This window comes from Microbulbifer elongatus (assembly GCF_021165935.1).
GTDB lineage: Bacteria > Pseudomonadota > Gammaproteobacteria > Pseudomonadales > Cellvibrionaceae > Microbulbifer > Microbulbifer elongatus.
On record NZ_CP088953.1, the window covers coordinates 1,221,446 to 1,240,000 of the forward strand.

17 protein-coding genes (1 of these 17 running past the window's edge) are annotated in these 18,555 nt (G+C 62.4%); 8 read left to right on the forward strand and 9 right to left on the reverse strand.

Translation table 11 applies throughout. The features are described from left to right. The first annotated feature begins 146 nt into the window (after window positions 1–146). The 3 genes from mrcB to LRR79_RS05070 all read left to right on the forward strand — a co-directional run bounded on the left by mrcB (window position 147) and on the right by LRR79_RS05070 (window position 4,543). Window positions 147–2,834 (forward strand): penicillin-binding protein 1B, encoded by a 2,688-nt coding sequence (gene mrcB / locus LRR79_RS05060; protein WP_231759321.1) that lies wholly within the window; start codon window positions 147–149, stop codon window positions 2,832–2,834. Between the two features lie 112 nt (window positions 2,835–2,946). Next, entirely contained in the window at window positions 2,947–3,918 is a 972-nt protein-coding gene (locus tag LRR79_RS05065) for a winged helix-turn-helix domain-containing protein (protein ID WP_231759322.1), read from the forward strand. 283 nt (window positions 3,919–4,201) lie between these two features. Continuing rightward, window positions 4,202–4,543, forward strand: a complete 342-nt coding sequence (locus LRR79_RS05070; protein ID WP_231759323.1) for a response regulator transcription factor — start codon at window positions 4,202–4,204, stop codon at window positions 4,541–4,543. Window positions 4,544–4,624: 81 nt separating this feature from the next. On the opposite strand, the gene hemB is transcribed toward LRR79_RS05070, so the two are convergent. The 7 genes from hemB to LRR79_RS05105 all read right to left on the reverse strand — a co-directional run bounded on the left by hemB (window position 4,625) and on the right by LRR79_RS05105 (window position 12,305). After that, window positions 4,625–5,635, reverse strand: coding sequence for a porphobilinogen synthase (gene hemB, locus LRR79_RS05075; RefSeq protein ID WP_231759324.1), 1,011 nt, complete (start codon window positions 5,633–5,635; stop codon window positions 4,625–4,627). Window positions 5,636–5,733: 98 nt separating this feature from the next. After that, the gene (locus tag LRR79_RS05080; RefSeq protein WP_231759325.1) at window positions 5,734–6,360 is read right to left on the reverse strand and encodes a GntR family transcriptional regulator; all 627 of its coding nucleotides are present in this window, start codon (window positions 6,358–6,360) and stop codon (window positions 5,734–5,736) included. Continuing rightward, complete coding sequence (locus tag LRR79_RS05085) at window positions 6,360–7,544, reverse strand: benzoate/H(+) symporter BenE family transporter (protein WP_231759326.1); 1,185 nt, start codon at window positions 7,542–7,544, stop codon at window positions 6,360–6,362. The genes LRR79_RS05080 and LRR79_RS05085 overlap by 1 nt, the downstream gene beginning before the upstream one ends. A 127-nt stretch (window positions 7,545–7,671) precedes the next feature. Beyond that, on the reverse strand, window positions 7,672–8,955 hold the full coding sequence (hemL, locus tag LRR79_RS05090) for a glutamate-1-semialdehyde 2,1-aminomutase (protein WP_231759327.1): 1,284 nt from the start codon (window positions 8,953–8,955) through the stop codon (window positions 7,672–7,674). A gap of 136 nt (window positions 8,956–9,091) precedes the next feature. Continuing rightward, window positions 9,092–9,883 (reverse strand): bifunctional hydroxymethylpyrimidine kinase/phosphomethylpyrimidine kinase, encoded by a 792-nt coding sequence (gene thiD, locus LRR79_RS05095; protein WP_231759328.1) that lies wholly within the window; start codon window positions 9,881–9,883, stop codon window positions 9,092–9,094. Between the two features lie 106 nt (window positions 9,884–9,989). Beyond that, entirely contained in the window at window positions 9,990–10,412 is a 423-nt protein-coding gene (gene hemJ / locus LRR79_RS05100; protein WP_231759329.1) for a protoporphyrinogen oxidase HemJ, read from the reverse strand. A 72-nt stretch (window positions 10,413–10,484) separates the two neighbouring features. Beyond that, on the reverse strand, window positions 10,485–12,305 hold the full coding sequence (locus LRR79_RS05105; protein WP_231759330.1) for a chloride channel protein: 1,821 nt from the start codon (window positions 12,303–12,305) through the stop codon (window positions 10,485–10,487). A 123-nt stretch (window positions 12,306–12,428) separates the two neighbouring features. Here LRR79_RS05105 and argC point away from each other — a divergent pair, with 123 nt between their 5' ends. The 4 genes from argC (at window position 12,429) to erpA (ending at window position 15,281) form a co-directional block, all read left to right on the forward strand. Next, on the forward strand, window positions 12,429–13,484 hold the full coding sequence (argC, locus tag LRR79_RS05110) for an N-acetyl-gamma-glutamyl-phosphate reductase (RefSeq protein ID WP_231759331.1): 1,056 nt from the start codon (window positions 12,429–12,431) through the stop codon (window positions 13,482–13,484). Window positions 13,485–13,558: 74 nt separating this feature from the next. Then, entirely contained in the window at window positions 13,559–14,299 is a 741-nt protein-coding gene (locus LRR79_RS05115; RefSeq protein ID WP_231759332.1) for a DUF6776 family protein, read from the forward strand. A gap of 86 nt (window positions 14,300–14,385) precedes the next feature. Further along, window positions 14,386–14,799 (forward strand): bactofilin family protein, encoded by a 414-nt coding sequence (locus LRR79_RS05120; protein ID WP_231759333.1) that lies wholly within the window; start codon window positions 14,386–14,388, stop codon window positions 14,797–14,799. Between the two features lie 128 nt (window positions 14,800–14,927). Then, window positions 14,928–15,281: an iron-sulfur cluster insertion protein ErpA gene (gene erpA / locus LRR79_RS05125; protein WP_010132281.1), complete on the forward strand. Its 354-nt coding sequence runs from the start codon at window positions 14,928–14,930 to the stop codon at window positions 15,279–15,281. 53 nt (window positions 15,282–15,334) lie between these two features. Here erpA and LRR79_RS05130 read toward each other — a convergent pair whose 3' ends face one another. Together LRR79_RS05130 and LRR79_RS05135 are read right to left on the reverse strand one after the other, a co-directional pair. Next, a complete protein-coding gene (locus LRR79_RS05130; RefSeq protein ID WP_231759334.1) occupies window positions 15,335–16,459 on the reverse strand; it encodes an anhydro-N-acetylmuramic acid kinase in 1,125 nt (374 codons plus the stop codon). Then, on the reverse strand, window positions 16,460–17,839 hold the full coding sequence (locus tag LRR79_RS05135; protein WP_231759335.1) for a peptidoglycan DD-metalloendopeptidase family protein: 1,380 nt from the start codon (window positions 17,837–17,839) through the stop codon (window positions 16,460–16,462). A 373-nt stretch (window positions 17,840–18,212) separates the two neighbouring features. On the opposite strand from LRR79_RS05135, the gene tyrS reads away from it, so the two are divergent. Further along, window positions 18,213–18,555: the start of a tyrosine--tRNA ligase gene (gene tyrS / locus LRR79_RS05140; protein ID WP_231759978.1), read on the forward strand. The gene runs 965 nt beyond the window's last position; only the first 343 of its 1,308 coding nucleotides appear in the window; its start codon is at window positions 18,213–18,215; its stop codon lies off the right edge, out of view.

An 18,555-nucleotide genomic window follows, 5' to 3' on the forward strand; every position in this document is an offset into this window, starting at 1 on the left:
CATTATGGCCCCCAGCCGGCCCAGTGCAAGTTTGACTTGTGCGCGGCCGACCTTATAAGTGCGCGCTATAACAGCTTGAGGCGCGCCCACAGTCGGGCGCCCTGAATGGCTATCCCGTTACTTTTCTGATCGTTATCCGGATTTCTATGCCAGCGAAAAAACGTCGTTCGACGAGCAAACGTACCAACCGCAGTGAGGGGCGCCTGGGCCGCTGGATCAAGCGGCTCAGTCTACTCGCTCTACTCGGTGTTCTGGTGCTCGCAGGCTATATGGTGTGGCTGGATATGCAGCTGCGCGAGCGCCTCGATAGCCGCCAGTATCAATTGCCGGCGCGGGTGTTTGCCCGTCCGCTGGTGTTGCAAGAGGGCATGGTGATGCGCCCGGACGAGCTGGAGGCGGAGTTCGCAGCGCTGAATTACAAGAAGGTAGCGTCAGTCGATGAGCCCGGCCAGTGGCAACGCGACGGCATGGAGTATCTGGTATGGCGCAGGGATTTCATCCATGCGGACAAACGGGAGAGTGCCGCCAAGGTGCACTTTCGTCTGCGCAATGACGAGCTGAGTGGACTGCGTGACGAAAACGGCGCGGCGATCAAGGCGTTCCGCCTGGATGCCGCTCCCATCGGTACCCTGCTCGGTGGTGGCGATGACCGCACGCCGGTGCGGATCGAGGAGATTCCGCCGCTGTTGGGTGCGACGTTGATTGCGGTGGAGGACCAGGATTTTGCGCACCACTTTGGCGTATCCCCCCGGGGTATTGCTCGCGCCATGGTGGCCAACTTCAAGGCGGGTGGCGTGGTGCAGGGCGGTTCTACCATTACCCAGCAGCTGGTGAAGAATATTTTCTTTGACCACAAGCCGAGCCTGTGGCGCAAATTCAATGAAGCCCTGATGGCGATCCTGATGGAGATCCATTATGACAAGGCCTACATCCTGCAGGAGTACATTAACGAGGTCTGGCTGGGACAGCAGGGCAGTCGCGCTATCTACGGGTTTGGCCTCGCCGCGGAATTCTATTTCCACAAACCCCTGAGCCAGTTGGAACCCCATCAGATTGCGCTGCTGGTGGGGCTCGCCAAGGGGGCCTCCTATTACAACCCCTGGCGGCACCCGGAGCGCGCGCTGGAGCGCCGCAATACGGTGCTGGATGTGATGCAGGAGCAGGGTCTGATCAGTGCGGAGGACCTGGCGCGGCTGAAGAAAAAACCCCTGGAAGTCGCCACCGTCGGCGCGGCGGCCCAGAACCCCTACCCGGCGTTTACCGAACGCCTGCTCGAAGAGCTACGCCCCTATTACTCGGTGGAAGAGTTGCGCACCGCCGGGTTGCGGGTGTACACCACCCTGGCGCCTTCGGTCCAGCAGCTGGCGGAAGATGCCATCAGTGACGGCGCCGCCAAGCTGGAGAAGGACCGGGGTATCAAGGCCGACTCCCTGCAGGGGGCCACGGTGATCCTGGAAAACCACAGTGGCAATGTGCTGGCCATGGTGGGCGACCGCCGCCCCCATTACCCGGGCTTTAACCGCGCCCTGGAAGCGCGCCGTCAGATCGGCTCTCTGATCAAGCCGGCGGTGTACCTTACCGCGCTGGAGCGCGCCCACGAATACAACCTGGGCACCCTGATCGACGACGCGCCAATTCGCGAGGTCAGCGAAGATGGTCAGGTGTGGATGCCTGCCAACTTCAACAACCGCAGTCACGGTCAGGTACCCCTGTATGTGGCCCTGTCCCGCTCCTACAACCAGGCCACCGCGCGTCTGGGGCTGGATCTCGGGATCGAGAACGTGCGCCAGACCATTCGTCGCCTCGGGGTGCAGGCGAGCCTGCCGCGCGTGCCGTCGCTGTTTCTGGGCGCCGTCGAACTGACCCCCTACGAAGTGGCGGGAATGTACCAGACCATGGCCAATGGTGGGGAGCACGTGGAGCCGCGCACCCTGCTGGCGGTATCCGACGCCGAAGGCGCCCAGGTGCAGCGCTTCCGCCCGAAAACCAATCGTGGCGTGGACGAAGTACCCATTTATCTGCTGCGCTACGGCCTCGAACAGGTCATGCGCGAGGGTACGGGAAAGAGTGCGTACCGCCGCCTGCCCAACAGCGTGCCGTTTGCCGGCAAGACTGGTACCACGAACAACTACCGGGACAGCTGGTTTGCCGGCTTTAGCCCGGGGGTGACAGCGGTGGTATGGCTGGGCCGGGATGACAACGAGCGCACCAGCCTCACCGGCGCCACCGGTGCCCTGAGTATCTGGACCGAAATCATGCGCCAGTTGCCCCACCGCCACGGCCGCATTCAGGCGCCGCGCGGTGTGGAGTGGAAACCGATCAATGAGAAAGGGGAATACATGGACCCGCGCTATTGCCAGGGCGGGCGCGAGGTACCGATTTCCAACGAGAGCCGTCTGCAGACCGATCCCCGTTGTGAGCGCCGGGGCTGGTTCCGCAACTGGTTCGATCGAGACGATGAAAACGTGGCGCCGCGGGAGGATATGACCCCCGGCTGGGGCATCGACCCGGAACAGCAGCGCCGCGAGCGCCAACAGCAGGAGCGGGAGCGTCAGTTGCGTGAACAGCTGAATCGGGAGGAGCAATCGGTGCCCCAGGAGCCGCAGCAATTTCCTCCGCAACAGCGAATTCCGCAGACCGAAGCGGAGCGTTTGCAGCGCCTGGAAGAGTCCGGTCGCCTGCAGGAGCAGCGCTACCTGGAAGAGGAGCGCCGCGCTCAGGAAGAGCGACGCCAGCTGGAGCAGCAAATGCAGGAGCAGGAGCGTCGTCGCGGCGCACCGGTAGAGGACGCCCAGCCTTGGCCCCCCCAGGGGGAGGACGACCAGTGGCCCTGACCTGAGCGGCAGTGCTGCTGTAGTGTGGCGTCACGCAGGAGGTTGTGCTGGCTTTTTGTGCAGACGATCGTTCATAATCGCCCGTCGATAGAGACTCCTGACCCGTCCAACGATGCAGTATCGATTCGACCGTTTTGTTCTGGATTTGACGCACCTGCGCCTGACGGCCAATGGCCAGGCTGTGGATGCCGATGCCCGCCAGCTGCAGCTGCTGGGGCTGCTGATCGCCGCTTACCCGGAATGCCTTTCCCGGCAGTCTCTTCTGGACCAGCTTTGGCCCGAAACCGTGGTGTCGCAGTGGTCACTGGGGCGGCTGGTTTCCGATACCCGCAAACTGTTTCGTGAACTGGCGTTCTGTGGTGAGCTGATTGAGACCCAGCACGGGCGCGGTTATCGGCTGGCGCCGGAGGTGGCGAAGCAACTGCATCGGGTCGCGGCGCCGGCAGAGACCGGTGCCGAGGGTGACACGTCTCCGGTAGCGCAGGTGCGGTCTGCCGAAGCGGCGGCCGCGCCCGCCCCCGACGTTGGGGTGCCCTCCTCTCAAATAGCCGCGGCCGGCGTGCGCGAAGGCAATTTCTGGCGACTGTTTTCCGCGGTTGCGGTGGTGGTGGTGGCGACCGCGCTGGTGGTCTATCAGATCACCGCGCGGCGTATTCCCGACGACGGGGCGCCACTGGTCATTGGCGAGGCCCCGGGAGTGCGCGGGCGCATTCTGTGGGTGGATGACAACCCGGACAACAATCTCTCCGAGCGCCGCCACTTCGAATCCAGGGATATTGCCATCTATCTGGCCACCAACACTGAAGATGCCATGACCCTGCTGTCTATGTACCGCTACGACGCCGTCATCTCGGATATGGGCCGTGGTGAAGAGCCCCTGGCTGGGTTCAAGCTGATGGAACGCATACGCGGTAAACGCGATGATACCCCTTACTTCCTCTACACCATCATGCCCTCGAAAGCTCAGCGCCAGCTGGTGGAGCAGCGCGGCGGCAACGGCGTGGCGGTGACCCCCGAAGAGCTCTACGGGATGGTGCTGCCCCTGTTCGACGAAAGGTCGGCGGCGGCCGCCAGCAAACCCTGAATAGCGCGCTGCGCACCCGTCGGCGGTGTTTTCCAGCGTGATTTCCGTTGTTTTCCCGATTGCCGTGAATGGTCTGCAGGCCGCGTGATTGCGGGCTTTCACAACTATTCACAAGCTTTCAAAGACCTGCCGGCGCCCCCCCGGCTACATTAGCCCCGTTGATCCCCGGGAGCCACCCCTGAGGGGTGGGAGAGCGTGGCAGAGACCTGTCGCCGGGGATGTGTTGTTTTCTGGGAAGGCGGTTTGCGGAACCTGAACTTCAGGACGGTAAACGGGGGGTAGCATGTTGGGAGCAGGATTGGGCGCGGCGTTGTTGAAGGTGGGGGATGTTGCCCCTGAAAAGCCGGAGTTGGCGGAACGGCGGGTAACCGCGACCACCCAGGCGCCGGTCGCAACACCGGCGAACCCGGAACCGGTAGCCTCCGCTGGTGGCGCGCCTTTCAGTCGTCGCGAACGCCAGGTACTGGAGCAGGTTGCCGCTGGTGCCACCAGTGCGGAAATCGCCGAGCGCCTGCATATCTCCATTCACACGGTCAAAAATCACCGCAAGAGTATTTTGCGCAAGGCCGGGTGCCGTAACTCCGGGCAGCTGGTGTCACGCTGCGCGGCCCTCGGATTGCTCTGACTGCGGGCGGGGTCGTTTACGCTCCGCGCGCACAGCCTGGGGCCACCGGCAGGGGCCCCTTCCCGCATTTCTTCTCGCGGCTCAGCGCTGCAGCAGTCGGGCGGCTTCTTCGGCAAAGTACGTCAGCACGCCGTCCGCGCCGGCGCGCCTGAAGGCCAGCAGGGACTCCAGAATAACCGCTTCGCGATTGAGCCAGCCATTGGCAAAGGCCGCGCAGTGCATGGCGTACTCACCGCTCACCTGATAGGCGAATGTGGGCACTTTCAATTCCTCTTTCACCCGTCTGACCACGTCCAGATAAGGCATCCCCGGCTTCACCATAATCATGTCCGCGCCTTCCGCCAGGTCCAGTGCGCATTCGTGCAATGCCTCGTCGCCATTGGCCGGGTCCATCTGGTAGCTGAACTTGTTGGCGCCCTTCAGGTTACCTGCGGAGCCGACCGCATCGCGAAATGGGCCGTAGTAGCTGGAGGCATATTTGGCGGCGTAGGACATAATCTGGGCGTTCACATGGCCCTCGCGCTCCAGTGCGCTGCGCACGGCGCCGATACGGCCGTCCATCATGTCCGAGGGGGCCACCACATCGGCGCCGGCCTCGGCGTGTGACAGCGCCTGCTGTACCAGTACTTCCACGGTGTCATCGTTGACGATATAGCCGGCGTCGTTCATCAGGCCGTCCTGGCCGTGGCTGGTAAACGGGTCGAGAGCCACGTCGGTGATCACGCCCAATTCCGGCGCGGCATCTTTCAATGCGCGCACCGCGCGCTGTGCGAGGCCGTCCCGGTCGTGGGCGGCGCGGGCATCGTCGGATTTTGCCGACGGGTCCACTACCGGAAACAGCGCTACCGCAGGAATTCCCAGATCCACCAGGGCTTTTGCCTTGGCGGTCAGCAGGTCGACGGAAAGTCGTTCCACCCCGGGCATTGACGCCACCTGCTGGGTTTCCCCGCGGCCTTCGATCACAAACAGCGGCAGAATCAGATCGTCCACACTCAAGCGGTTTTCCCGCACCAGGCGGCGGGAAAATTCGCTGGCGCGCAGGCGGCGTGGACGGGAATGGGGGAATGGGCCGCGATGGGAACTGAAACTCATGGTGGAAGCACTCCGGTAATGGGGTAGGCAGGGCGCGATACGGTATCTGGCCGCCGGCTCGACAGGCGCGCATGATAGCAAACACCGGAGCCGTGGTTTCACCCGCTCCGGTTGCTGAGGTGGTCTACCAGGATGCGCCCTGCGGTGGTGATGTGCCGCTCCAGAAGTTTGCAGGCAGCAGCAGTATCCCCCTGATACAGGAGATCCAGCAGGCGGTGATGCTCCTGTTGGCTGACGGCCTGGTAGTCGAGGTTGCGATTCTGATAGCCAATGTAGCGTTCGCATTGTCGCTGCAGCTGTTCCACGGTGTGAAACAGGGCTGGGCGGGCTGCGGCACGGTACAGCGTGGTGTGGAATTGCCAGTTGCGCTGGCCAAGCATTGCGGCATCGAGCGCAGGCTCCCTATCCATGGTGTCGAGAATGTCCCGCGCCCGCCCGAGCAGCTCGCCGTTGAGGTTTGCGGCCGCCCGTGCCAACAGCAGAGGTTCCAGGTGCATGCGCATCAGATACAGGTCTTCGGCTTCCTGCGGATCGAGTTTGGGCACGGCGACGCCGCGCTTGCCGTGGTCACACAACCAGCCTTCCGCCCTCAATCGCGCCAGCACATCCCGCACCGGGATGCGACTGACGCCGTACCGCGCGGCGATCTCGGCCTGTTTCAGCGGGGTTCCCGGAGCAATCAGGCCCTGTTGCAAGTCCAGCTTGAGTTGTTGATAGAGATCCATCAGTGCCCCCGTCGCATAAGCCAGTGGCAAGCGAGGCCGCCCGCGAGCCCCCAGAACGCGGAGCCGATACCGAAAAAGCTGACGCCGGAAGCCGTGATCAGCAGAGTGATCAGCGCCGCCTCGCGCGTGTCGGCTTGCGCAGAAGCACTGGCAAGGCTTGTCGCAATCACACCGATCAGCGCCAGGCCGGCGACACCGGCAATCATTGCCTGGGGAAGCGCTGCAAACACCATTACCACGCTGGCGGCAAACAGCCCGGTCAGAAGATAAAACACACCCGCGGCGATGCCGGCCACGTAACGTTTAGCAGGGTCCGGGTGTGCTTCGGGGCCGGTACAGATGGCGGCGGAAATGGCGGCGAAATTAAACCCAAAGCCGCCAAAAGGTGCCAGCACAAGCGCGCTCAGCCCGGTACCTGCGACTACGGGTGACACTGGGACCTGCGAGTAGCCGCTGGCGCGCAAAATTGCGACCCCCGGTAGGTTCTGCGAGGTCATGGTGACGATAAATAGCGGCAGGCCTACACCGAGCAGGACCGCCGGGTTAAATGCCGGGGCCACCCACTGCAGCCCGCCAAAGGACCAGGTCAGCTGATCTGCACGAATTTCCCCGAGTAGCCCGCTGATGGTAAAGCCGGTCATCAGGACCAGCGGTATGCAGTAGCGCGGCAGCCAGCGCCGCCCGAGTAAATACGCGAGGAACATCGCCCCCACCAGTGTGGGGCTGGTCTGCAGGGAGGTGAAGATCGACAGCCCGAACTGCAGCAGAATACCTGCGAGCATGGCACTGGCCAGCGGTATTGGCACCCGCGCCGCGACCCGCTCGAAGGCCCCGGAGACGCCCAGGATCAATGTGAGCAGACCACTGAACAGGAAGGCCCCGATTGCCTCAGATAGAGCAACTCCGTGCAGGCTGGTGACCAGCAGCGCGGCCCCGGGTGTAGACCAGGCGGTGACCACCGGCGCACGGTAGTACCAGGAAAAGCCGATGCATGTCAGGCCCATACCGAGGCCAAGGGCCCCGACCCACGAAACCATTTGTGCTTCGCTGGCGCCGGCTGCGGCGGCCGCCTGCAGCACGATCGCGACAGAGCTGGCAAACCCCACCAGTACTGCGGCAAAGCCCGCACTGATGGCAGACAGGGTGGTATCGCCACTGAGGGTGCGCTGCGCGACCTGCTCCATAAAATGTATACCTGATTAAAATTGTATACATTTTTAATCAGATAAGGATCGAGCGCAATCGTGATTCGGTTGGAGGGTGGCCGCTCCACCGCCACCGCTTGAGTCCGGTGGCGGTGTTGAAGTCCGCTCAGTCGAGGTGGGCGAACACGCGTCGCGCGGCGGCAATGGTGGTGTCGATATCTTCATCGCTGTGGGCGGCGGACATAAACCCGGCTTCGTAGGAGGCCGGCGCCAGGTACACGCCTTCTTCCAGCATGCCGTGGAAGAAACGGTTGAAGCGCTCGGTGTCACAGGCCATTACCTGTTGGTAATTGCTGACCTGCTCCGCGTCGGTGAAGAAGAACCCGAACATGCTGCCGACCTTGTTGGCGGTGAGCGGGATGCCCGTATCTTTGGCCGCGGCCAGTACGCCCTCCACCAGGCGGTCGGTTTTCGCGGTCAGAGCGTCGTAGAGCCCTTCTTCCTGGATCAGCTGCAGGGTCTCGAGGCCCGCCACCATCGCCATAGGGTTCCCGGACAGGGTGCCCGCCTGATACACCGGACCCAGCGGGGCGATCTTTTCCATGATTTCCCGTTTGCCACCGAAGGCGCCCACCGGCATACCGCCACCGATCACCTTGCCCAGGGTGGTGATGTCGGCTTCGATACCGTAATGGCCCTGGGCACCGGTCAGGCTGACGCGGAAGCCGGTCATTACTTCATCCAGAATCAGAACCGCGCCGGACTGGTCACATACCTCTCGCAGGGTTTCCAGAAAACCCGGCACCGGCGGAATGCAGTTCATATTGCCCGCTACTGGCTCGACGATAATGCAGGCAATCTGGTCGCCAATTTCGGCGAAACACTTTTTCACGCCCTCGATATCGTTGTAGGTGAGGGTGATGGTGTGGTCGGCCAGCGCCGCTGGCACGCCCGGGGAGGACGGCACGCCCATGGTGAGGGCGCCGGAGCCGGCTTTCACCAGCAGCGAATCGGAATGGCCGTGGTAGCAGCCCTCAAACTTGACGATCTTGTCGCGCCCGGTATGACCGCGGGCAAGGCGAATGGCGCTCATGGTGGCTTCGGTGCCGGAATTGACGAAGCGCACCAGGTCCATTTTCGGCCATACGCGGCACAGCTCTTCGGCCAGTTCGGTTTCCAGTTCGGTAGGCGCGCCGAAACTCAAGCCGGACTGGGCCTGTTCCACGACGGCGTCGATTACGTCGGGGTGGGCGTGCCCCAGTACCATGGGCCCCCAGGATTGCACGTAATCGATGTAACGTTTTTCGTCGGCGTCGTAGAGGTAGGCGCCCTCGGCGCGCTCGATAAACACCGGCGTGCCACCGACGGCACGGAAGGCGCGCACCGGTGAGTTGACGCCACCGGGGATGACTTTCTGGGCTTCGGCAAAGAGGGATTCGGATTTGCTCATAGAAATACGGACACCGATTGTGAAGAGGTGAAGGGAGTTCGGGATTGGAAATCGCGCGTATTATCGGTGTCGCCGCCATCGGCCGCAAACCGGATGGCGAATTATCCGCGCAAAGTCGTGAGGGCGCGCCCCTCGGTCAGTCCTTGCAGGTCCAGAACAGGCGATTGGGAACCGGGCGGCCCATACCCAGGCGGCGGCTGTCGGCGATGGCACTCCAGGTGAACTGCTGACTGCGATTGACCGCTTCGAGCATGGTGAGACCGTGGGCAATATGGCAGGCAATGGCGGTGGTCAGGGTGCCGCAGGCGCCATAGGCGGCGGGGGGCAGCCGCTGCCAGCGGAATTCGCGCACCAGTCCGCGCGCGTCGTAAAGACGGTTTTCCAACTGCTGCTCACAAGCCGGTACACCGGTCAGCAACAGGTAGCGGCAACCGGTTTCCAGTAGCTCCTGGGCCTGGGCGTCATGCACATCGGCTTCACCGGCCATGGCACGCGCTTCCCTGCGATTGGGTGCCACCAGGGTGGCCAGCGGCAGCAGCAGGTCGGTCATGGCCTCCCAGAGCGGGGGAGCCAGCACACTTTCTTTGTCCGCAAGGGTGGCGTCCGGGTCGATGATCAGGGGAACATCCGGGTAGTCCCGCAGCACACTGTGCAGGGCGTGGACATTTTCCACTGAACCCAGATAACCGATTTTTATCGCGGCAATCGGCATGTCCTCGAGCACCGCCCGGGCCTGTTCCACCAGCAGACTGTCGTCCACCGGCGCTACTCCGGCCAGCGCACTGGTGTCGCCGACGGTGATGGCCGACACCACGGAGGCGCAGTGGCACCCCAGGCTGGCGGCGGTTTCGGTATCGGCGGCAATACCCGCACTCCCGCTGGGGTCGTGGTGGGTTACGGTGAGAACAATCGGTTGGCGTGTATCCATGGGCGTTGGGGAACTCCTCGCAGATTTCCTAATTCTAGCCGGAGGCGCTGTGGCCGGGTGGCCTGGCGCGCCCCTGTCACGGTGGATCGAGGTTGGCGGCCCCGGTTCAGAAGGGGCGCACCACGGCGAGAATCACGATCGCCAGCAATGCCAGCACTGGCAGCTCATTGAAGATGCGGAAATAGCGCCCGCTTTTGGTCACCGTGCCCGCGGCAAACTTCTTCACGTAGCTGCCGCAGATGTGGTGGTAGCCGATCAGCAGTACGACGAGGGTAAGCTTGGCGTGCAGCCAGCCCGCAGACTTGTAGTACTCGGGATTGAAGGTGATCAGCCAGATACCGAATGCCAGGGTGGCCAGCATCGAGGGTGTGGCGATGCCCCGGTACAGGCGTCGCTCCATGATCTGGAAGCGGTCCCTGCTCACCGCGTCGGTGGCGTCGATGTGGTACACAAACAGCCGGGGAAGGTAAAACAGTGCGGCAAACCAGCAGACCATAGAGATGATGTGAAAGGCCTTAACCCAAAGCATGGAAGCTCCTTAGCCGGAGGAATACCGGTTTAGTCGGTGTTGGAATTTGCTGCCTGTGATCCTCTAAGAGGGTTACTGGCGGTAATAATGTTCTATGTGTTGTGGCAGGATGATACCCGCCACATCGCTGTTCAGTACACCCGGGTTGCCCTGGTCGTAATCGCGCCCGATATACAGTGCGTCGGCGCCGCGCTGCTCCAGCTCCTGATGCGCCTCCAGCAGTGTCGCACGCCAGCTCAGTGGGGCTAGCTGCAGGCGCTCCCCGGGCAGGCGCAGCAGGTCAATTTTTTCACTGTCATCCCGCTCCTCCGGTTCCCCGTCGACGTGTTTTTTGGGGCGCTGGAGAAAGTTGGCCAGATCCGCGGTGCGCAGGGCCTGGGCCCCGTTCTCTCCCTCTACCAGCAACCAGGCGGGCTGTTGCTCGATCAGGCGCTGCGCCTGTGCGGGATCCAGAAGCTGCGGGGCGACGGTAACGGCCCGCTCCATGGCGCCAGCGACGCCCACCCGACTGAGCATTTGCGCGCGCCAGGAAGGGGTGCCGGCTTTGCCCAGGGCACGCAGGGATTCCTGGTAAATCCCCTGGGTGGAAAACAGCTGGCGGCTCACCAGGCAGGCCACCACGATGGTCATCATCCCCGGGAACAGTACGTTGGGGTTGTAGGTGAGTTCGAGAATGGCCAGTAAAGCGGCCAGTGGTGCGTTCAGCAGCGCCGCCATCATTGCCGCCATACCCACCATCGCGTAGAGCCCGGGGCTGGCAGTGGCGGCGCCGAGCCACAGGTTGGCGAGGTGGCCGGCGGCGCCGCCGATGCAGGCACCGAGAATCAGGCTGGGGCCGATCACTCCGCCGGGAATGCCGAGCCCGGTGGCCAAGGCGGTCGCCACCAGCTTCGCCAGCACAATCGTCGAGAGGGTGGCGATACCCAGCTGCCCCAGCATGGCCATTTCCAGAGTGTCATAGCCGGTGCCCAGTATCTCGGGGACCCATACTGCCAAAGTGCCGGTAGCGGCTCCGGCGAGCGCGAAACGCAGCAGCGGGTGGAAACGCAATTGCAGGGGCAGCAAGTGGCGCTGACTGAGAATAAACAGGGCGGCAAGTGCCCCCACCACCAGCGCACAGACAAACAGAATGGGCAGCTCCGCCAGGGATTGCAGCTGTGAAGCGGGCACGCTGAATGCCGCCTGGTGGCCAAATGCGAGGCGGGTGGCGGCACTGCCGCTGACCGCAGCGATCATCACCGGCAGGAAACCGGCCACCGTGTACTCCAGCATCACCACTTCCATGGCGAAGATCACCCCTGCCAGCGGGGTGTTGAAGGAGGCGGCAATAGCCGCGGCGACGCCACAGGCCAGCAGTGTGCGTAGCGCGTTATTGGGCAGGCGCAAGCGGTGCGCAACCCAGGAGCCACTGGCGGCCCCCAGATGTACCGATGGCCCCTCGCGGCCGATGGACTGCCCGCTCAGCAGCGCCAGCGAGCCGGCGAAGAACTGCAGTACGGCATTTTTCAACGGCATTCTGCCCTGGTGGCTGTGCAGGCGGTCGAGCACGTGCAGCACTCCGACCGAGCGCACCGAGGGCGTTACCCAGTGAAAGATCAGCCCCAGCAGCAGGGCACCGCCGAACGGCAGCAGAAACCGCCAGAGAGGCGGCAGCGATTCGAAATCTTCCAGCTGTGGCAAGTACAGGATCGCCGGGCCTTCGCTCAGCTGGCGGAAGCCGATTACAACGAGCCCGGCGCAGATGCCGATCACCAGCGCCAACAGTACCAGCAGGGACAGAGCTTTCTGTGCAGACAGGTCGAGTTGCAGTCGATCCAGAAGTCGCGGACGGCGGGTGAGAAGCGGTGGGGCTGGTGGGGTGGCAGGGGCATTCGACTGCGTTCGGCGCCGCACGGTTAATCCTTCAATCTGGGTGGCTTATGGTAGAGTGCACGGTTCAGTATACAGGTGGCGCCTGCCGACAACAGGCGCCACCGCAAGGATTGAAAACCGCAGGCAGGTAAAAGGAGCAGAGTTGTGAGTGTCATCAAAGCGGCAATCGTAGGCGGAACAGGTTATACCGGCGTGGAGCTTTTGCGCCTGCTTTCCGGCCACAACGGGGTGGAGGTGCGCGCGATCACTTCCCGCGCCGAGTCGGGCACTCCCGTGGCGGAACTCTTTCCCAGCCTGCGCGGTCACTATGACCTGAAATTTACCGCTCCGGATGTGGAGGAGCTGGCAGCCTGCGACGTGGTATTTTTCGCTACCCCCCACGGCGTCGCTCAGGCTCAGGTGCCGGAGCTGATTGCCCGCGGCGTGCGGGTGATTGACCTGTCCGCCGATTTCCGCCTGCAGGATATTCCCACCTGGGAAGCATGGTATGGGCAGCAGCACGGTTGCCCCGAGCTGGCGGCAGAGGCGGTGTACGGGCTGCCGGAGGTCAATCGCCAACAGATTGCCGGGGCGCAGCTGATTGCCTGTCCCGGGTGCTACCCCACCGCCATTCAGCTCGGTTTTCTACCGCTGCTGGAAGCCGGTCTGATCGAGACCAGCGGGCTGATCGCCAATGCGGCCAGTGGTGCCAGTGGCGCAGGCCGTCAGGGCAAAACGGACCTGCTGTTTGCCGAGAATAATGACAGCTTCCGCGCCTACGCCGCAGGTGGTCATCGTCACCTGCCGGAAATCGAGCAGGGGCTGGGGCGCGCCGCCGGTACACCGGTAGCGCTGACTTTCGTGCCGCACCTGTTGCCCATGGTGCGCGGTATTCACGCCACTCTTTACGCAAAGCTCAAGGATCCAGCGGCGGCTGGCGCTACCCAGGCTGCCCTGCAGTCTCAGTTTGAACAGCGCTACGCTTCCGAGCCGTTTGTGGATGTGATGCCGGCTGGCAGTCACCCGCAGACCCGCAGTGTGAAGGGCACCAATGTGTGTCGTTTGTCGGTGATGCGCCCGCAGGATCGCGACACGGTGGTGGTCCTGTCAGTCATCGACAATCTGGCCAAGGGGGCCTCGGCGCAGGCGATTCAGAACATGAATATCATGTTTGGCTTAAATGAGAACCAGGGGCTAGAGAGCCCGGCACTGCTGCCTTAGAATCCAGGGCACAGCAAAACAAATAAACACACGACATTCACTGATAGCACACAGCGATAACACGATTCAGACACATGGCGCGCAAAGTTAAAGGCAGCAAGCAGTACCGCATGAAGGTGGTGCCTCACAGGCCCATCCACGGCGTTTTTTCCGCGCTGGGGGTGAGCCTGCTGGTGCTGTCCACCAGCGCCGGTGCCTTTTTTGCCGGGCAGTATCAACTGAGCAAGAGCCTGGACGAGAAAACCCGTGCCCATGCCCGGGTACTGGACGAAGTGGATCGCCTGCGCGCGGAAAACGAGGCACTGCGTGTGCGCGCGACCACGGCGGAGCAGTCGGTCGCCATCGGTGAGCAGGCGAGTGAGTCGGTGCGCGCCGAGTTGGTGGCCAAGGACAACCAGATCGCGGAGCTGCGTCAGGAAATTTCCTTCTACCGCGGCATCATGGCGCCCAGTGAGGGCAGTGATGGTGTGTCGATCGGCCGCTTCAGTATCTCCGAGTCCGGCGATCGCCGCTATCAGTTCAAGCTGCTGGTGCAGCAGTCTGCTGCCCGGCATCAGCTGGTGACCGGTGCCGTGCGCTTTACCATTGTTGGTCAGTCAGGAGGCGAGGCCCGGCGCTACGCGCTGGCAGACCTTTCACCGCAGGTGGAAAGTGAATCCATCCCGCTGCGCTTCAAATATTTCCAGAATATCGAGGGAGAGCTACAGTTGCCGGAGGGCTTTGTGCCGGAAGGAGTGGAGCTGTCGCTTAAATCCAGTAAGCGCAAAGGTTTCAGTATCGATCAGCGCTATGGCTGGCTGGTGCAGCAAAGCTGATTTGCTGGTGGCGCTGGTGGAGGTACCAGCCTCCGTCCAATTCATGAGGTTTCGGTTGAATTATGTTGAAAAAGAAAGAGAAAACTATGGCTAGCACTGGTGGCAACAGCACGACTCTGATCGCCCGTCACACCGAGGTGACCGGTGACCTGCATTTTCGCGGCAACCTGGTGGTTGAAGGCAAGGTGAAGGGAAACATCAGTGCGCACAGCGATACTGATGCCCGCCTGCAGATCGTTGATGGCGGCACTATCGAGGGCGAAATTCGTGTTCCCAATGTGGTGGCTAACGGCAACGTGAAGGGCGACGTGCATGCTAGTGGCCACCTGGAGCTTGCCTCCAAGGCGATGGTCGAGGGCAATGTTCACTACAAGCTGATCGAAATGGTAAAGGGTGCCCAGGTAAACGGCTCCCTGGTATCCAACGTCGAGGTGGATACTGCTGGCGAGACCCGCATGCTGGGCTACAACTCTGACGAAGTGATTACCGACGCAGAGTGACCGGGGCGGCGCTGCTGGTGAATCCCGGTCATTGAGGCAATACTTGACCCATTTGCTGGGTTTTATCCATAATGCGCCCGGTTAGCCTCGCAATAGGGTTGGGGCTGCAAACTGTGTCGAGAAAGTCTATGTCTGAAGCTGTTTCCTTTTCGCCCGAGCCTATCCAGGTGACCGAACAGGCCGTTGCCAAGGTAAAGGGGCTGCTGGAAGAGGAAGGCAATCCGGAGCTGAAGCTGCGGGTATTCGTGACCGGCGGCGGCTGCTCCGGTTTCCAGTACGGTTTTACCTTTGATGAGCTGGTAGCGGAAGACGACGCGGTCGTCGAAAAAGATGGCATCCAGGTGCTGGTTGATGCCATGAGCTACCCGTATCTGGTGGGCGCCAGTGTGGACTACGAAGAGGGGCTGTCCGGTTCCCGCTTTGTGGTGCAGAACCCGAATGCGTCCTCCACCTGTGGCTGCGGCTCCTCTTTCTCCATCTGATTGGCTTCTCTCAGTCCGGTAGATCTCTACCTGCGCCACCCTTATCCCGCGTTTCAGGCCGGGTATATCCCGCCGAGAATGGACTCCTTCGCTGCCCCGGTTACTGCGGGGCAGTTGCCCGATAGGCCCTGCATGGTCTGGTGCGCCAGCCAGGCAAAACCTGCACCCTCTACCCAGTCCGCATCAATGCCGTAGTGGTCCGTTGGCGTGACTGTCCAGGTGGGCAGGCGCCGCCGCATGCGCTCCATCAGGTCGCCATTGCGTGCGCCGCCCCCGCATACCAGCAGCTCGCCGCCGCGGGCGAACTCGTGCACCCCGTTGGCGATGGTGGCCGCGGTCACTTCCGCGAGTGTGGCCTGAACATCGGCCGGGGTCACTTCGAGCCCGGCACTGGCGCGCTCCAGCCAGCTGGGGTTGAATGCCTCACGGCCGGTGCTCTTGGGGGCTGGAGCCGCAAAAAAAGGGTCGTTGAGCAGGCGGTTGAGCAGCTCGGGATGTGGGTTGCCGCTGGCCGCCCAGGCGCCGTCGGCGTCGTAGGCTTTGCCTTTGTGCAGTTTTACCCAGTAATCCAGTAGCGCATTCCCCGGCCCGGTATCGTACCCGCGCACGCCGCCGTCAGCGGCCAGTTCGGTGATATTCGCCATGCCACCGATATTGACCACTGCGCGGTCGCGGTCGGTGCGGAATACAGCGTTGTGGAACGCAGGCATCAGCGGTGCACCCTGTCCGCCGAGGGCCATATCCCGGCGGCGGAAGTCGGCAACCGTGGTGATACCGGTAACGGCGGCAATGGTATTCGGGTCGCCGAGCTGGAGGGAGAAGGGGGTGGAAACGGAGCCCGGCGGTCGGTGGCGGACGGTCTGGCCGTGGCTGCCGATCGCCCGCACCGCCTGTGGTTTGATGTCGGCCTCGCGCAGGACTTCCAGCGTGGCCGCGGCGAACTCCTCCCCCAGCTGGCGGTCGAGCTGTCCGGCCCGGTCCAGCTCCGAGGGGCCCGGCGCGCACAAGGCCAGAATGGCTTCACGCATCTCAGCGGAAATCGGATGCCCGATGGCGGCGCGGGTCTGGCACTGCAGGCGGTTGCCGGCCTCAGGGCCCGACTCGGAGAACTCCACCAGCACCGCATCGATGCAATCGACACTGGTGCCCGACATTAGGCCAACATACAGGTCCGTCATTCAGTTTACGGAGTCCTTTTCGTCGTCGGTCTGTGCCAGTGCTGGCTGCTCAAAGCGCTCGAGCTGCGCAATCAGCGGCTGGGTTTGCGCCAGGAATCGATCCATTTCAGAGCTGGCTACCGCTTTGGCTTTTGGCAGCTTGCGCACAATCGTGGCCGGGTTGCGATGGCGGCCGTCGACCAGGAATTCGTAGTGCAGGTGCGGGCCGGTGGCATAGCCGGTTGAGCCCACGGTGCCGATGACCTGGCGCTGTTTGACCCGCTGTCCCCGTTTGACCGCGCGCTTGTGCAGGTGCAGGTAGCGCGTTATGTAGCGTTCGCCGTGTTGGATAAATACATAGTTGCCGTTGGCTTTACTGTAACCGGCTTTGATGACCCGGCCGTCACCGGCGGAATAGACCGGGGTGCCGCGGGGAGCTGCATAGTCGGTGCCGTTGTGTGGGCGCCGGGTCTTGAAAATGGGATGCAGGCGGCGCGGATTGAAGTGCGAGCTGATGCGACCGATATCCACTGGGGTGCGGATAAACGCCTTGCGCATGCTCTTACCGTCGGGAGTGTAGTAATTAATATCGCCGTTGGTGTCGATATAGCGCACCGCACTGAAGGTTTTGCCCTGGTTGGTAAAGCTCACCGCCTGAATGGCGCCGTTGCCGATCTTTTCGCCGTCGAGAAACTCTTCGTCAAAGATCACGCTGAATTTGTCGCCCTTGCGAATATCCAGTGCAAAGTCGATGTCTGAGCCGAAAATATCGGCCATTTCCATGATCAGATTGTTGCTCAGGCCCGCCTTGCTACCGTCAACAAACAATGAACTATGGATTTCCGCCTGGCGAAACGCGGTGTAGCGCTCCGGGTCGCGCTGGTGCAGGGCATATTTGTACTCGTCGGAGCTGTCGCGGCTGAATTCGACCTTGCTGAGGCGGTCCCGGTGCAGTTCGAGAGTCTGCAGGCTACCGTCGCCGTCGATCTGGAAGGTGAGCTCCTCCCCGGGCACCAGCTTGGCCAGTTGTTTGGCCTCTTTGCCGCTCGCCAGCAGCTGGTACATCTCGGCGCTGCTGATGCCGGCGCGCTGGAACAGGTCGGAAAGGGTGTCGCCATTGCGCACCGTCTCCTGCACTACACGCAGCCCTTCCATTACGCTGGTGTTTGTCTCAGGCGCAGCGGTGGTCTCGACCGGTGCTGCGGGGGCTGGCTGTTCGGCAGCTTCAGGCAGGCTCAGAGTGACCGGGAGAGCCGTGCGTTTGGCTTCCACTTCCGGCGGGGAGACAAACAGCGCCAAAGCCAGTGCAAAGCTTGCCACACCGGCAGCCAAGGCGTGGGTACGCGGGAAATGCTTGCCCATGGCGCCCAGTAGGCGCGGGTTCTTGCGTCGATTTTGCATGGTTCTATATAGAAGTGGCGCTGACTGTGATTGTTGTGTAGTACTGGTTCCGGGATCGACGGCGCGCAAGTCGTCGCCTAAAAAACGAACACAGGGGCGACTTTATAACAAAATTACCGCTGTGGTTCACGGGGTAATTGACCTGTCTTTCCATCGATCGGTTCCTCGCTCCCGGGAGAAAGTCGGTGCCTTCACTGCTGTTGTAGCGAAGGTGGCGAGCTCAGTGACCGTGCCCTACGCAATCCGGCGAGCGCCCTGTCTCCGCTTGTATTTGCTGCAGGATTCGGTACATTTGCAGCCCGATTTTTCGCCGCCGGAACCCACGTCTGCGGCAATCCAAATGCTTAATCTGAATTTACCGCAAGGGGATACCATGGCCGGAGTGGATGCGACACTGCTGGACGATCTCACCCGCCGCGGGTTGGTCAATCAGGCCACCGGCGACGGCGAACTGGAACAGCACCTGGCAGAAGCAAGTCGCACTCTCTATTGCGGCTTCGATCCCACGGCAGATTCCCTGCATATAGGCAGTCTAGTCCCGCTACTGACACTCAAGAGGTTTCAGGCGGCAGGACATCGACCGATTGCGCTGGTTGGCGGCGCAACCGGCCTGATTGGCGACCCATCCTTCAAAGCGCAGGAGCGCTCTCTGAATACCCCAGACGTGGTTTCCGGCTGGGTGGAGAAGATCAAGGCGCAGGTCAGTGCATTTGTTG